The following is a 15883-nucleotide window of genomic DNA, read 5'->3' on the forward strand; positions in this document are numbered from 1 at the left end:
AATTGGGTACCATTTGTTTCTTATTAAACATAACAAAAATTCAATCTAAAGTATCTATGATTAGTTGATAATTTATAAGTATGAGGTTAATGAATAAATGTAAATTACCTATGTGAATACAATAATATTAATTGCTGCTCACGTAGGCATTTATTAATAATTTTTGTTTTTGATTCATACTACAGAGCCACTTTGAAGTCGTTTCGACACTTAGAAAGTCGTATTTTTTACCCAGCTTATTTGTTATTGGGCTCTTGGCGTCAATTTTTTTATCATCCTATAGTTTATAAATGTTGTGCCACCCATTTCTTTAGTTTGTCTTGCTTCAGTAATGTAACCATGATGATCAAAAAATGGTTTCGCTGTAATGCTGACATCAGAGAAGAGTTCTCGGACTCCTAAAGCCATTGCTTTATGCTCACGAGCCTCGAGTAAGGCTTTCCCAATTCCTTGATTTTGATAGTCCTTATGCACATACCCACGATTGAGATAACCATTTTCTTCTAAGTCTGAAAATCCAACAATCTTGCCACTTTCTATATGAATTGCGACAAAGGTATAGTTTTTAGCAAGAGATTTTTGCCATTCAATCAAATTGGGATTTTTAGGGGCCCATGCATCGAGTTGTTCTTGGGTATAATCCTTGCAGTTGACATAGTGGACTGTATCATAAAAAAGCTGGTAGATTTCCGCTTCATCGCCTGCTTCAAAAAGTCTAATGTAAAACTTTTGATCGGATGCTCTAAAGGCCGCATAAAATTCTAAGGGTTTTGCACCAGTCCAATGTTTTTTAATTTCAAAGAGTATGCTCTCTGCCATTTGTCTTAAATGAGGTAATAAGTTATTCCTGGATGCAACATGAATAAATGCGTGCAAACGTGATACAACTCTTGGCCTTACCCAATTTTCTTCGGCATTCCATAATGAGTTTTCTGGAGTAGGGCCTGAAGGACCCACTCTGTCTTTTTCTAGAGTGGAATTAAGAAAAGGGAGTGTTTGTTGTAATAACCAAAAACCACAGGCTTCAGTATACGCTTTAGCATAAGCCAATTCATCTGATGCCGCAGGAATAGTTCGTTTCAGTTCTTCTCGATAAATAATCTCGAGAGGGGATATGACATCCTCGGGGATCGCTTGAGCACACCAACATGTCGGCATGCTCATTCTAAGATACGTACCATCCAGTAGGGCATTGCGTACAAAGGCCCATTCAAAATCAATCAGTTGTAAATCACCTGTTTCTTCATGGTCGAAAACATTATCGGGACAAATATCCCCATGAGTTAAAACAGTAAATGGACCCGGTTTAAGTAATGATTCAATCAGTGAAGTAGATTCATTGATGCATTCTGTTGTTAAAGTCAGATTGAGATTTTTAGTCGTTGTGCGTAGTTTCTCGAGTAAATCAGTACGAGTGAAATCTAACTCTTCGTGATGCGTTTCGGCGCTCCCATGAATTTGACTTAAAATCGCTTCGTAGCGTGCTGTTTTAGCAAAACCTGCCGCATGGAAGCTTCCTAATGCTTTCATAAAACGTCTTAATGCAAGAATCGCCCTATCTCTATACGGAAGTGTTAATGTGTCAACTAAACTGATATGCCGTTTTCCTAAATCTTCGATAAGAATAAATCGATGTTCTTTATCACCACCATAAAAATGTGGAACATTATGCATGTTTTGGTGAATTTGATTGGCAAACTCCAGTCCGGCCCAGTCGCGGGCAAAACGCGCATAGGCATCTTGGTCATCCGTCGCTGATTTCTCAGGTAATGATTGTTTGAAAATGATGCTTTTGGGGATGGTGCTCAGGTTGCTGTTCAGCATAATCCGTAACACAATATTTCGACGATCTGGTTCACTTAAAAACTGTAAAGAATCAATTTCAATTTCTGCCATAAAAAAGTGTTGAAGCATTTGGGTGACTTTTTGCAGTATTACTGGATTGATTGTTTGTTGTATACTCATATGTATCGCCCCTTATCGTAACGTTTTCAGCAGAGGCAGATGATGTTTATCCTCACTATACTCAGTGCGCTTAAATCCCGCTTTTTCATAACAGTGAATCGCTTGGTAATTATTAATCTCAGGGTCAACGACAGCAGCAAAAAAAGTATTCGCCAGGTTCTCTGTAAACCTATCTAAGATGTGTCTACCTAATCCTTTACCGCGATGTTCATTTGAGGCAATAAAGAGATCCAAGCCGACCAATTCATTCAGTCGATAGATATCAAATAAGGAATTATTAGGATGCAAAACACCTTCAGGGAAATGATCTTTGAAACAATAATATTGAATAAAGCCTATGGCTTGTTTATCTAAGTTAATTATAAAACTAGGAACATTATCTTGACCCTGAATTCTCGGTAAGTATTTCCTTTTTATTGCTTCAAGTGACCAAATTGTTCCTCGAGCGTACCATTGATTAATGATAGGTTCCTGGAACCAAGAGTAAAGACGGTTGATATCCTGTTCACATAGGGGCTTAAAATGGAGTGATTCGCGAGGATTCATAATATTCTATTTTATAAGTTTATTTCTTAATGACGCGCTTCTTTTGCGACATAGGCACTTCTAGTGTTGTAATTTTAAAGAGATGAGTCAACCATTCGCTTTCTTCCCATAGCTCTGCTGAGATGGCTAAATAGGGCTTTGCACCTGGATAGGGAATGCCTTCATCATAGTTATTGATAAATGCTTTGCCCGCATGAGTCGGTTTCACGAATAATTGATCATCGCAAACTAAAGCAATGACCTTGTTATCGCAGTAAATAGCATATTCACCAAACATCTTTTTCGCATAAACACTTCCGGCTTTAGCGGTTTGATCGATGATAAAGTCAACGGTACTTTGTCTGGAGGCCATTACTCATTCCCATGCTGATCTCGTTTTATAAGTTCTCAATAAAGCCTGAAAATCGGGATTTACTACTATTTTTTATTTGAAAAATAAAGGAGCTGTTGATTTTAATTTATTGGTTCTTAACCAACTAAGGGGAAGCATATTTTACGTAACTATTTGATTTAATGGTGGCTATGGGTGGACTCGAACCACCGACCTCAGCATTATGAGTGCCGCGCTCTAACCGGCTGAGCTACATAGCCACAAGACGCGTGATTTTGTCGTTTTAATGGAAAATTGTCAATACTGTTATTCTATTTTTTTGGATTTTTTTCATATTCTCTCTAAGCTTTTATATTTTCTACCTCTACATTTCATAAATTCACTTAATTAGAAATAATGCAATTGAATGATTATAAAACAAAAGAATAAGGAATAAATACGTGCTTAGGCCTGTTCGCTGTATCCATAATAGAGACAAGGTCATAAGAAATAGAACAAATAGAATCGGTACATTCTATATCAGCTTATTGGGCAGGAAAGATTATTTGAGGAGCACTTAGGGTGAAATCCTGGGCTCAGCTGCGCTTCACCCAGGCTAGCTTTGAGAAAGTTAGATGATGAGTAAGTACATAGCACCTGGTCCACGTAATACTTGAACCAATAACTCTTGTTTTTTCTGTTGAGCAATTTGTTGCAACGTTTTAACGTCTTTAACAGGAGCTTTGTTTGCAGAGATAATGATGTCTCCGGGTCTTAAACCAGCACGCCATCCTGCACTTGTTTCTGAAGCACCGACAACTTGGACACCAACCACGTTTCCATGAGGAGGGGTCTCTTGCTCAAAGTTTCTTAATGCCAGTCCATAAAGGAACGGATTCTCTGATTGCATTTTTTGTTCATGAGACTTAATGTCAGTGACGACTGCATCCAGAGTGATTGTCTTTCCATCCCGCTGAACAACCATTTTCACATTGGAACCGACACGTAATAGACTAATGGTAGTCTTTACCTGAGTTGCCTGTGTGATTTTTGTGTTGTTAATTTGGGTAATTATATCACCTGATTTTAAACCAGCACGTTCAGCAGGGGAGTTTGGATTAACTTGTGATACCAAGGCACCTTGAAAATCCTCAGGATATCCTAATGAATGAGCAAGCTCTGGGGTTAAATGTTGAACAAATATACCCATTAAACCTCGATGAATTGAGCCAAATTTGATTATTTGTTGGGCAACATCTTTGGCCATGTTAATGGGGATTGCAAAACCAATTCCCACATTGCCACCATAAGGAGAAAGAATTGCAGTATTAATCCCAATCAATTCTCCTTTTGTGTTAACTAATGCACCACCAGAATTACCTGGGTTAATTGCCGCGTCAGTTTGAATGAAGTTTTCTACACCTTCGATATTTAAATCACTGCGTTTTAAGGCACTGACAATACCAAATGTTGCAGACTGACTGTTACCAAAACTGTTTAAACCAAAAGGATTACCAATTGCCACTACAAAATCACCCACTTGCAGCTGATCAGAATCACCTATAGGTAAGGATTTTAAATTGGTAGCATTAATTTTTAGTATAGCTAAATCAGTTTCGCTGTCACTGCCAATCAGTTTTGCTTTTAAACGTCGACCATCTTGCAACGTAATTGTGACCAGCTCTGCATGACGGATGACGTGATCATTCGTAATAATGATCCCGTTTTGCGCATCCACTATGACACCAGAACCTATGCTTTCAAATTTACGTCCTTTTTCGGCATTCGGTTGCTGACGTTTTTTGTTGTTTTGCGCTTCATCATCAGTGCCAGGGGGTGTTGTATTTGCAGGCAGATAGCCTTGTACTGCAACATTTACAATGGCCGGCATGATGTTTTTCAATGCTGGGGCTAAACTGGGCATTGCCGTTGGGGCTGCTTCATTGGCCGCATAAGTGAATGAGGCTGAGATAAGAAGCAGGGTACTTATAATGAACTTGATATGTTTTATCATAATTATTAGTCCTGAGGTTGATCATTAAACCAGATTAAGGTAGCTATTCTACCTGTTTGTGATGTTCTTCGATAGGAATACAACTCATTTTTTAACTCAAAAGTGCATAATTCAGACTGATACACTGCTTTTATACCCCTTGAAGTCAAAATAATTTCAGCGATTAGGGGTAAATTAGCGAGCCATTTTCCATTAACAGGCTTGAATGCTTGTCTACTTAAAGGATAAGTATCGGTAAACGTTTGGTATACCTCTTCACCCACTTCATAACATTTTTGACAGATTGATGGTCCTATCCAGGCGAGTACATCGGATGTCAAGCTGTTCATCTTATCCAATGTATTTTCAATAATACCATAAGCTAGTCCTTTCCAACCAGCGTGAATTGCGGCTATTTCGGTACCTTGTACGTTACAAAGCATGATCGGCAGACAATCGGCGGTAAGAATTGCTAAAGGATGATTCATGGAGCGGGTTACAGAGGCATCTGCGTTTCTATTGGCATCTTCTTCAGCAATAACACAAAGCGTACTATGCGTTTGATGTAACCATTGGGGTTCGCCCGGTAGGTGCAACAATTCCACCAGTTGTTGTCTGTTTTGCAACACGTGCTGTTCATTATCCCCCACATTCAAACCCATATTATTGCTGTCATAGGGGGCCTGGCTATAGCCGTATAGACGTGTTGTGCTTAAAGCAGTGATGTTCTTTGGCGCTGGCCAATTTGCTAGGTTATTCTTCATAATGCTCGTCCAATGTGTTAAGAAGAAATTGAAAGTCATCAGGTATTGGAGCTGTAAACGTCAACTCATTTTCTGTTTTTGGATGATACAATGAGAGCGTACGCGCATGCAGTGCCTGTCGTTTAAATTCTTGGAGTACAGTTCGTAACTGTTCTTTTGCATGGGCTGGAAACCGCATTCGACCTCCATACAGCGGATCCCCGACAACAGGGTGATTGATGTAGGATAAATGAACTCTAATTTGATGAGTTCGTCCGGTCATTAGCTGAACATCCAGTAAGGTAAAGTCCTGATATTGTTTGTTTATTGAATAATGAGTTATTGCTTGTCTTCCTTGTTCTTGCACGGCCATTTTTAATCGATTTCGTGGATGTCGGCCAAACCCTGTATCAATGATGCCCCCTGAAATAATATGGCCTTGCACTAAAGTAATGTAATGACGTTGTATCTCCCGGGCTTGCATTTGACGTATTAGAGAAGTATGAGCGGGTAACGTTTTTGCTACAATTAACAGACCGGTTGTATCTTTATCTAATCGATGGATGATGCCTGCTCTAGGTAAGTGTTGTAAGGATGGGGCATGATGTAACAAGGCATTCACCAAAGTATGATTTTTGTTTCCTGCTCCAGGGTGAACGACCATATTAGCAGGTTTGTTGAGTACTAAAATGTCTTCGTCTTCATGAACAATATTTAAAGGAATTTTTTCCGGGGTGCACTGATTAAAATCCTTATCCAACAAAGTGAAGTTAACATTTATCTCAATCAAATCTCCATCTAAAGTTTTGTCTTTAGGTTTACAGGATCTCTGATTGAGTGTTATTGCACCATTTTTAATCCAACTGCTGATTTGTGAGCGCGAATAATCAGGAAGTAAGTGTGCGAGCACACTGTCAATTCGTTGATTATGGTACTCGCGTGGAACCTTTAATTGTCTATGAATATGCTCAATCATCAAATTGTTTCAATCTCAACTTCAATGAGACGCCCTCTTAATGAATTAGGTAATGCATCATTAATTTGCACATTGACGAACTGGCCTATTAAATGAGCTGGACCGTCAAAATTAACGACTCGATTGCATTCAGTCCGGCCGGAAAGTTGCTGGGCATCTTTTTTAGCATGACCAGTAACTAATATTTTTTGTGTACTTCCAACCATGGATTGGCTGTAACGAGAAGCGTTGAGCAGTAGTCTATTTTGCAATATTTGCAGTCTTTGCTTTTTCACTTCCATCGGCGTGTCATCTGGCAAATTCGCTGCAGGAGTACCCGGTCTTGGGCTATAGATGAAACTAAAAGAAGTATCAAAACCTATTTCATGAACCAAATCCATAGTGTCTTGGAAATCTTTATCTGTTTCTCCTGGGAAACCAACAATAATGTCGGTAGATAAACGAATGTCGGGGCGTACCTTACGCAATTTTCTGATTTTAGATTTAAATTCCAAAGCAGTATAACCGCGTTTCATTAACCCTAAAATACGATCAGAACCACTTTGTACCGGTAGATGGAGATGATTCGCCAATTCTGGTACTTCTGCATAAGCATTAATCAAATTATCTGAGAACGCTAAAGGATGTGACGTGGTAAAACGAATTCTCCCTATTCCTTCTATAGCAGCAAGATAATGAATTAAAAGAGCCAAGTCAGCGATATCACCATTTTCCATCATGCCACGGTAATCATTGACATTTTGTCCTAATAAATTGATTTCTCTCACGCCTTGGGTTGCTAATTGATAACATTCAGCCAGTACATCATCAAAAGGACGACTTATTTCAGTACCACGGGTATAGGGGACAACACAGAAGCTGCAGTATTTGCTGCAACCCTCCATAATCGAAACAAATGCAGTTGGACCTTCAGCTCTTGGTGCTGGCAGGTGGTCAAATTTCTCAATTTCCGGGAAACTGATATCAACTACCGGTTTTTTCTTTTCCGCGCGCTCATTGAGTAATGCGGGAAGTCGGTGTAATGTTTGTGGGCCAAAAACGATATCGACAAAAGGAGCTCTTTTAATGATGTCTTCACCTTCTTGACTCGCAACACAGCCACCTACACCAATCACTACGTGAGGATTTTTGGCTTTATATTCACGCCATTGCCCTAATTGAGAAAAAACTTTCTCTTGTGCTTTTTCACGAATAGAGCATGTGTTGAGTAATATCACATCGGCTTCTTCAACGTGCTCCGTTTTAACTAAGCCATGTGATTGCAACAAAACTTCTGCCATCTTAGTTGAATCGTATTCATTCATCTGGCAGCCGTTGGTTTTGATGTATAGTTTTTTAGCCATATCAAATCTACTTTAAAAATGTATCTGAGTGTAGCAAAGCAGTCTTGCTTATCCTTTTTCTCACACGAGAAAAAGGAGCCCAATAGGGCGGATTAGCGAATAACTAGGATTAACCTCAATCCTAACCCTTTCCCGAAACCGGAGATGGGATTTTAAAATGAATAAAAGACTGCTTTGCTGTGCCCAGGCTACTTTATTCCAGGAAGTGTCGTATTATTTCATTAATGTACACTTTGGCAATAAGTTTCTTTAATTTTTGGTAAAATAATTAAGGCAATAAGCATTCCTATTGGAAGAATAGCAAGTCCGGTATAGTACGCTTCCAATGGATATACCCGAACATTCCCATTCAGTTCACCTTTCCACATTCGATCAAGAATAAAACCAATCAGGGGTTGTGCCAGTGCAATACCTATCATATTCATCATGTTCATAAAGCTTAAGCCCGTAGCCACATATTTTTTATTGCACAATTCTTTTGCTACAGTAAATGCGGGCAAAAAACCTGCGGAAAATATGCCAAATGCGAACAATAACAGTTCCATATAGATTTCATTATTAATGGGAGCAAAAATGAAAATCGTGGAACAGATAAGTGCACCGATGCATCCAATGTACATAGGTGGTTTGCGTAAGCCAATACGATTTGAAAAAATTCCCCATAAGGGGCTGGCAATCGCCCAACCAATAAACACTAATGAAATATAATTTGCAGCAGCCGTTTTGGTGATCTCCATTTTAGTCATCAGGAAGGGAACACCCCATAAGCCGCAAAAAACTGGGGTTGCCATGTACATGAGGCCGCCATAGCAAGCAACTAACCAAAGTTGTTTATTTTTGATTAGCGACAATAAACTGGGTATTAAAGGTTCTTCTTCAATAGGATGATGGTGAGTGATCTCATGATTTTTAGGAGTATCCTTAGCAATCACACTAATTAGGATCGCAAGAACAAGACCAATAGTTCCCATAATGAGCATGCTTTGACGCCAGCCAAAACCATCAATCAATAATGCTAAAGGTGCTTCACCGCCAATCGCTCCTAACATTCCTATGGTAACCATTAGACCTGTTAGCAAGGCGAACCGTTGTGAAGAAAACCAATTTGCAGCGAGTTTCATGGTACCTACGGCCGCAAAAGCCGAACCAAAACCTATCATCAATCGGGCGACACAGGCCATAAAAAAGTTATTGGTCATGCCAAAGGCAATAGTACTTACAGCACAAACAATAGTCGCCAGGGTTAATAATCGTTGCGGACCGAAATAGTCCATTAATACACCACCAGGTAATTGCATTGCGGCATAGGAATAGAAATAGACACCCGATAGAATTCCTAATGTTTGGCTGGTAACTGCAAAATCCCTCATTAGTTCATTACTCATAACGCTGGGTGATACTTGTAAAAGACATTCGTAAAAATAAAATAAACAACCTAAACCCCATACCATCCAAGGCATTATCGATTGAATCCCAAAATTAATTACTGATTCGGACCGTGTATTGTATTGTTCCATGCTTTTATCATTCTCCAAATTCATTGATATGAAATTGATTTTGTATCTACCACTTCAATCATAAAGTAAGGATTGAGTCTGACTTTGGTCAATTATACTGAGGGATTCTTCAATTCAAAGAAGCTCATCGGTAGGCTTACTCCACCTTACTTTTTAGACCATAGCGTACTCTAAAATTTTACTTTGTGAGTATGCGAAGTATGTATTTTGAATAAAAACTGGGAATAGCTCCGTAGGTTCGATTGTTGAAACCTCGCGTCACTTCTAAATGCAGTTTTTTAAATTACAAAGTCAACCCGCAACGTTAACACACAAATATATAAAATTCACCATATAAAATGTTAACATTTTGTACATTATTTGTCTACTGTTCGTTTGGATCATCAGGGGGCTCAATGACTACACGAGTACCTTTCATGCCATCACCAGGAAGATCGATAAACTCTTCGTTAAGCCAACGTGCATCTTCAATAAACATTCTGACACAGCCGTGACTTGCTCTGAAACCAGGTACATCGTAACTTCCATGCAAGGCATAGCCTCTAAAAAAATGCATGCAATAGGGCATTAAAGCCCCGCCGTCATTACCATCAGCTCTTCTTGGAAATACAGTGGACACGCAGTCTATATCTTGTTTGCGAATAATTCGAAATGAGCCGGTGGGAGTACTACACCCCCCTATAACTCCAGGACATTTTCCTATCCCTGAAGAAATTGGTCCCCACCAGAGTAGCTCTCCATCTTGATCATAGGCAGCCCAAGCTAATTTTTTTTGACTCACATAAATTGCTTTTTCTCCTGTAGATTCAATATATCTTGGAAAAGGAGAAACGTCATATATTGTGAGTCGATCGATGTTTTTGGGGACAGCAATAGTCATTCCTGGACGCAATGAGGTATTCATGCGGTTAATTCGTCGTACCATATCTTGCTCTTCGGCATTCGGAAATAGTTTTTCCCAAGTTTCGCCATTTTTAATTTTCATGCAGAAATAATCCGGTGAATTGCATAAAGTCTCACCGTACCGTGTGTAGGCAAGAGCGAGTTGACTAAATGTTAGTAAAGCGATTGAGACGGTCATTGATATCATATTCTTCATGAATGATCTCAATTAGGGTCATTGTGATCTCTATAGCGGCACTTTAAAAAATAACTTTAAAATGAAATAAGCCTCTATTTGTTGCGAATAAATTAAGTAGAAAAAACATTGGGCAAATGGACCTGGTATTTATAAGGAGGAATATTAAGGATAATCCTTAGTGAAAAAAAGGGAAAAGTTACTTAAGATTAAAACGGCGCTAAGATGACAGAGAAGCAGTGAAGTTTCATAAAAACACAAATCCTCGTAAATTCTTGAGCCAGCGAGCTGCAGCGTTTGACTAACAATTTATATGAGGATCTGTGTTTTTAATTATTTGCTAACCTAGAAAGGGTAGAATTGCAAAGTGTCTCATGATTTCTTCTGCTCTGACTCCATATGTACCTGAAGCACCAGGAACACCTACAGTCGTTAGAGCCCCATTTGCAGTGTCAAAAACTGGAGCTGATGCTGCACCTACACCCCATGTTGTTGCAGAGGCTGTAACAGCAGAACTCGGATTTCCAGTTCCAGTGACAATAAGTGCTAAGTTAGCATAAGCAGTAGTTGGAGGTGTAAAAGTTGTAGCTGTTGCTGTAGTTGCAGGGACTGTTGTTGTGGTTACAGAGTCATAAACTACTGTTGAAACAGTTCCAATTGATGTTTTAAGTGGTGTTATTGCTACAGAACTGATACCAGTACATGAAGTTGAGCTGTGTGTATTTGAAGCAGCCCATTTGACAGTTACAGTACCATTATAAGCAACGGTTGCAGTAGTTGAGCATGGTCCAGTACTGTCTGATACTACAACAGATATACTTGAAGCCGTACTTCCAGCGTTGCCTGAAGTGGAGTCCACATTACCAAGGCCATTAATGATGACGAGTTGTCCACTGGTAACCCCAGCCGCAAAAGCGGAGCTTGATGCGAATAAGGCAACTGCAAGGGTAGATTTTAAAAATGTATGTTTTAATTGTTCCATTTAAATATTCTTCCTTTGATTAATGATTAAACAACAAAACGTGGAATATACTGCAACCACTCGTGGTAAAGTCTAGCATAAAATTGCAAATCTGTAGTGATTTTCAAAATAAAGTTTTTTCAATTATTTCAGTGAGTTGACAATTAATTGAAATGAGATCAGACATACCTTGATTCAATGTCGAATAATGGCGCTTGTTTGAAAAAAGTTGAAGCGCTCGTCATCTTCAATATAGCGATGGGGTATCTCCCCATCGTAATACCGTAGCTACAACACGAACAGCTCCTTGTTGTGCTCGGGCTGTTTTCTCTACGCTGTTTCTGGCTGGATTGATTGTCGGTCAAGACGGGCGTGATGAATCCGATTCTGGATGAGCAGGGCTAACTTTTTGCCACGCATCATGCAATTGCGCAAGCAATGAATTCGATTGTGCTAACAGTTCTTTGTCATTATTAAGATTGGCTTTTAATAACAAAAATTCGATATGTCCATATAATTGGAGTAAGTTATCTGCTATTTCCCCACCTTGATCACGGTTTAAGCTGTTTTTTAAACCTTCAATGATACTTAACGCTTTACTGATATGCTCTCCCTTTTCTTGTATTTCCTTGCGTTCAATATTACCTTGTGCCGTAGCAATATGAGTTCGGGCGCCTTGTAACAACAAATTAATTAATTCATGGGGGGAAGCAGCATCAATACGAGTCTGTAGTTCAATTGTTTTATATTGATTTATAACTTGTTGATAAGGTTTTTTCATTAATCATGCTCCAATTTATTTGTTGGTATTCAATTTGGGGAGGTTCGACAAAATTTGAGTCAGCGTATTGCTGGTGTTTTGCATCTGTGAAATTAAGAGATCGACGGCGTTCCATTGTTTATAATATCTTTTTTCAAGAGTAATACTCCGATCATTAATGCGTTCTTGCATTTCATCTAATTGTTTTGCTTGACTATTTAATCGGTCTATTCTTTCTTCAATTTCCCCATCTTCGTCCACTAAGGACTCCAAATAGCCATCAATCAACGAGGCCAAACCATCACTAATGATAATTTGGCCTCTATTTCCAGCTTGTCCTGAAAGCACATCAATCGATAAGGTACTGTAATCGCCTGTACCATTCAGAGTAATTCCATCGGTTGAATTAGCTAAAATGCCACCTATAGTCCCTGACATACTCACTCCAGGAGTATATTCACCTAACACAACATCATATGCTCCTGCTGCGACCTCAGTATCCATGGAATTGATTTTGATGTTTGGATCAGTAGCTGTAATTTTTTTTGCAAATAGATTACCTACTGATTGATAATTGGTATCAATAGCCTTATCCAACATTTCTGGGTCGATTTCTAATAAGCCATGCTTATCCGTGGTAATCCCCAAGTCGGCGAGGCTTTGGATTGGTCCAACTGCAGTTAATGGGGTGGTGGCCAAGTTATATAGGTTGGTTTTCAATTCTCTAAGTTTACTGTCCCCTTGCAGCACCCCTTTTTTTCTGGTCTCCATATCGAAACCAGTTAAGTTGGTGATGAATTTCATAAAATCATTATATTTTTTGACGAAATCATTAATTAAACCCTTCGCATGCTCGACATCTTTTTCCAAAGTTAACGTGATAGTCGTTGCTGGATCTGCTTGTTGTAGATCGAGGGTGACGCCTGTTATAGCACCTTCAATTTGGTTGCTGCTCTCATTGAGTAGTAATCCATTAATTTTTACTAAACTATTTTGAGCTGCCATCGTCTGGGTTAAAGGAACATTATTTGTTGTAGGATCATAATTAAGCGCAGTGAGGCTGCCTGTAATTTGCATCGCGTAATTTTCACCTGTTTCTGATGAGGTCAAGGTTAATCTTGAACCTAGACTATCTTGTACAATCGATGCTGTTACACCTGAATTTGTGGCATTAATTGCATCACAAATTGCAGTTAGGCTATCGTTTCCTGAGGTAATATTAATTGTTACTGGGGAGGCTGCAGTATTTTGTGTGAACGTTGTGTTATTATTACTGTATGTTCCGAAGTTAATGGTCATACTGCCACTACCTACTGAAGTACTGCTGTTGGTGAAATAACCACTGGCGAGGCTTTGTGCTTGGGCTAATTGTTGGACTTGTATTTGATATAATCCTTCAACTGCCAGTCCTGAACCCGTAATGGATGCAGAGACATATCCAGGTTCGTTTATTAGGCAATTCATTTGATTAAATTCGCTAATAAAAGATAGAGAATTAAGTGTTGATTGAAAAGTTGATATAGCGCTTTTCAATTGACCAAAAGCAGACAACTCGGTATTAACAGAATTTAATTTTTTATCATGTTTTAGTTGTAATGGCATGAGATCAGCTTTTACCAGGCCTTCAACCATTGATTTAATGTCTAAACCTGATCCAATACCTGGCGTTGATAGACCCATAATATTCCCTTATCTATTGGGTAATTTCTTATGAAATTACTTTATCCATAAATCGCATTAAACATGTTTATCTATAGAACCACTTATTATCCCATCAAGCAAGTGTAGTAAATGCAAATATTCGTCTGAGGGTATTTTGCGAATTATCTTATCCGAGATTTTGTCAGTGACTATAGTTTGCAGAAGCCCTGTGGCATGGTCTATAGCTTGCTTCGAATCAGTATCCAAATTGAGATCCGATGTGGCGCATTTGGTCACAGGTCTAATGTTTTTATCCTTTAGTTTGACTGAATCTGTCTGTAGCAATTTATTATTTGCTGGAGGAATCGATTCCATAGTCATTTTTTAACTCCTTTCCCTTGATTGGTACCATTAATCATTGGGATACAAATAAGCCGAAAGCGGCAAAAGCCGCATTTCGGTTTTTACTTCTTTTTTTACAACTATCCTAACAAGGATAGAACAGATTGTGGCATTGCATTTGCTTGAGCCAACATCGCTGTTCCAGCTTGTTGCAGGATTTGGTTTTTAGTTAAATTAGCCATTTCTGCTGCATAATCAGTATCTTGAATACGGCTACGTGCGGCAGACATATTATCGGATACGTTTTCCAGGTTAGTTACTGTTGCATCAAGTCGGTTTTGCAAAGCACCTAATGAAGAACGGTTGGTGGTAATACTGTCCAAGGCAGCACCAATTCTTAATATGGCTTTTTCTGCGCCAGCTTGAGTAGTAATATCGATTATATTCACACCACTAGTATCCAAACTAATACTTGCTAAACCGATATCTGCTGTTGTTCCACCCACAGTAATGGCTTCAGGAGCACTCATAGTGATATTTCCTCGTAAAGTTGAGGCAAATGAACCACCGGTGACGCTTAATCCATTAGTACCTGCAGTGAATCCAGTACCACTCTCTGTGACCGCAATATTTCTTCCATCTGCTGCAGTTAAAGTCATACTTGAACCATTGAGTGTGGCCACAACACCAGTTTGATCGCTAGATGCATTGATTGCGTCCAAAAGGGCGTTGTTGCTTAATGCAGTAGATACGTCTTGGTTAATAAAGATGTTCACTCCATTAATACTCAGGTTATAAGTATCACCGGCTGCACCACCGATTGCACCTACAGTTGCGCTACCTGCTGTAGAAGCAGTTACTGTCAGCCCAGAGATGCCTGCTGCGTTCAGCGCAGCTGCTTTGGCATATGCTGAAGAGCTGTCTTGTCCGTTTGCTGCTCCAACATAGTTTGCAGAAGAACCAATACTCACTGCTGCACTAGAGCCAAGAGCTATAGTAATATCACTTGCAGCACTGGCGCTTACTGTGTTTCCTGTTTGATAAGCAATATGGCCTATATCTGCAGATGCAATACTGTTTATCGAAAATGTGATTGTTTCACCCGAGTTAGCACCAATTTGAAGAGAAGCATTCGTGTATGATCCATTCAATATGGTTTGGCCGTTAAATTGGGTGTTGTGAGCGATATCATCCATCTCACTCAAAAGGTTGTTCACTTCGTTTTGTAATGCCTCACGGTTTGCTTGGCTATAGGTTCCGTTTGCAGATTGAAGTGCTAACTCTCTCATGCGTTGTAAGAGGTCAGTTGATTCTTGCATCGCACCTTCAGCTACCTGAGCGAGTGAAATACCGTCATTAGCATTTTTCACTGCTTGATCCATACCGCGGATTTGTGAGGTCATATTTGTTGAAATTGCCAATCCTGCAGCATCATCTTTAGCACTATTAATTTTTAGTCCAGATGATAATCTTTGAATCGCAGTAGCCATAGCACTACTGGATTTAGATAAGTTACGCTGCGCAAGTAACGACGGTACGTTGGTATTAATAATTTGAGCCATAATTATAGTCTCCTCAGACCTAAATCCCTGGTTTGGGACGTTTGTTATTTGGTAAATTCCTTTTTAAATGCAAATTCACCGTACGCAAAAAGGTTATCGGACACAATGCAAAAAACTTTAGGCTTATACCTATTTTTTTTCAAAAA

At 39.2% G+C, this 15883-nt stretch carries 14 protein-coding genes and 1 tRNA gene; all 15 read right to left on the minus strand.

Annotated features, from left to right (window positions below):
• Nucleotides 1–243: 243 nt before the first annotated feature.
• Nucleotides 244–1965: a GNAT family N-acetyltransferase gene (locus OQJ13_RS15375; protein WP_265711731.1), complete on the minus strand. Its 1722-nt coding sequence runs from the start codon at nucleotides 1963–1965 to the stop codon at nucleotides 244–246.
• 12 nt (nucleotides 1966–1977) lie between these two features.
• Nucleotides 1978–2511, minus strand: a complete 534-nt coding sequence (locus OQJ13_RS15380) for a GNAT family N-acetyltransferase (protein WP_265711732.1) — start codon at nucleotides 2509–2511, stop codon at nucleotides 1978–1980.
• A 19-nt stretch (nucleotides 2512–2530) separates the two neighbouring features.
• A complete protein-coding gene (locus OQJ13_RS15385; protein WP_028381893.1) occupies nucleotides 2531–2863 on the minus strand; it encodes a TfoX/Sxy family protein in 333 nt (110 codons plus the stop codon).
• Nucleotides 2864–3025: 162 nt separating this feature from the next.
• Nucleotides 3026–3102, minus strand: a tRNA-Met gene (locus OQJ13_RS15390).
• Between the two features lie 350 nt (nucleotides 3103–3452).
• A complete protein-coding gene (locus OQJ13_RS15395; protein WP_265711733.1) occupies nucleotides 3453–4835 on the minus strand; it encodes a Do family serine endopeptidase in 1383 nt (460 codons plus the stop codon).
• 5 nt (nucleotides 4836–4840) lie between these two features.
• Nucleotides 4841–5578 (minus strand): peptidoglycan editing factor PgeF, encoded by a 738-nt coding sequence (pgeF, locus tag OQJ13_RS15400; RefSeq protein WP_265711734.1) that lies wholly within the window; start codon nucleotides 5576–5578, stop codon nucleotides 4841–4843.
• Nucleotides 5568–6533, minus strand: a complete 966-nt coding sequence (gene rluD, locus OQJ13_RS15405; protein WP_265711735.1) for a 23S rRNA pseudouridine(1911/1915/1917) synthase RluD — start codon at nucleotides 6531–6533, stop codon at nucleotides 5568–5570. The genes pgeF and rluD overlap by 11 nt, the downstream gene beginning before the upstream one ends.
• On the minus strand, nucleotides 6533–7876 hold the full coding sequence (gene miaB, locus OQJ13_RS15410) for a tRNA (N6-isopentenyl adenosine(37)-C2)-methylthiotransferase MiaB (protein WP_265711736.1): 1344 nt from the start codon (nucleotides 7874–7876) through the stop codon (nucleotides 6533–6535). The genes rluD and miaB overlap by 1 nt, the downstream gene beginning before the upstream one ends.
• A 221-nt stretch (nucleotides 7877–8097) precedes the next feature.
• Nucleotides 8098–9393 (minus strand): MFS transporter, encoded by a 1296-nt coding sequence (locus tag OQJ13_RS15415; RefSeq protein WP_265711737.1) that lies wholly within the window; start codon nucleotides 9391–9393, stop codon nucleotides 8098–8100.
• A gap of 364 nt (nucleotides 9394–9757) precedes the next feature.
• A complete protein-coding gene (locus tag OQJ13_RS15420) occupies nucleotides 9758–10492 on the minus strand; it encodes a L,D-transpeptidase (RefSeq protein ID WP_416209916.1) in 735 nt (244 codons plus the stop codon).
• Nucleotides 10493–10811: 319 nt separating this feature from the next.
• Nucleotides 10812–11453, minus strand: coding sequence for a hypothetical protein (locus OQJ13_RS15425; RefSeq protein ID WP_265711738.1), 642 nt, complete (start codon nucleotides 11451–11453; stop codon nucleotides 10812–10814).
• Between the two features lie 340 nt (nucleotides 11454–11793).
• The gene (gene fliS / locus OQJ13_RS15430; RefSeq protein ID WP_265711739.1) at nucleotides 11794–12213 is read right to left on the minus strand and encodes a flagellar export chaperone FliS; all 420 of its coding nucleotides are present in this window, start codon (nucleotides 12211–12213) and stop codon (nucleotides 11794–11796) included.
• A gap of 15 nt (nucleotides 12214–12228) precedes the next feature.
• Nucleotides 12229–13872, minus strand: a complete 1644-nt coding sequence (gene fliD, locus OQJ13_RS15435; RefSeq protein ID WP_265711740.1) for a flagellar filament capping protein FliD — start codon at nucleotides 13870–13872, stop codon at nucleotides 12229–12231.
• 57 nt (nucleotides 13873–13929) lie between these two features.
• On the minus strand, nucleotides 13930–14214 hold the full coding sequence (locus tag OQJ13_RS15440) for a flagellar protein FlaG (protein ID WP_028381883.1): 285 nt from the start codon (nucleotides 14212–14214) through the stop codon (nucleotides 13930–13932).
• A 101-nt stretch (nucleotides 14215–14315) separates the two neighbouring features.
• A complete protein-coding gene (locus OQJ13_RS15445; protein WP_265711741.1) occupies nucleotides 14316–15737 on the minus strand; it encodes a flagellin in 1422 nt (473 codons plus the stop codon).
• Nucleotides 15738–15883: the final 146 nt, after the last annotated feature.

Origin of the sequence: Legionella sp. PATHC035 (genome assembly GCF_026191115.1) — a bacterium.
In the GTDB taxonomy this organism is placed as follows: Bacteria; Pseudomonadota; Gammaproteobacteria; order Legionellales; family Legionellaceae; genus Legionella.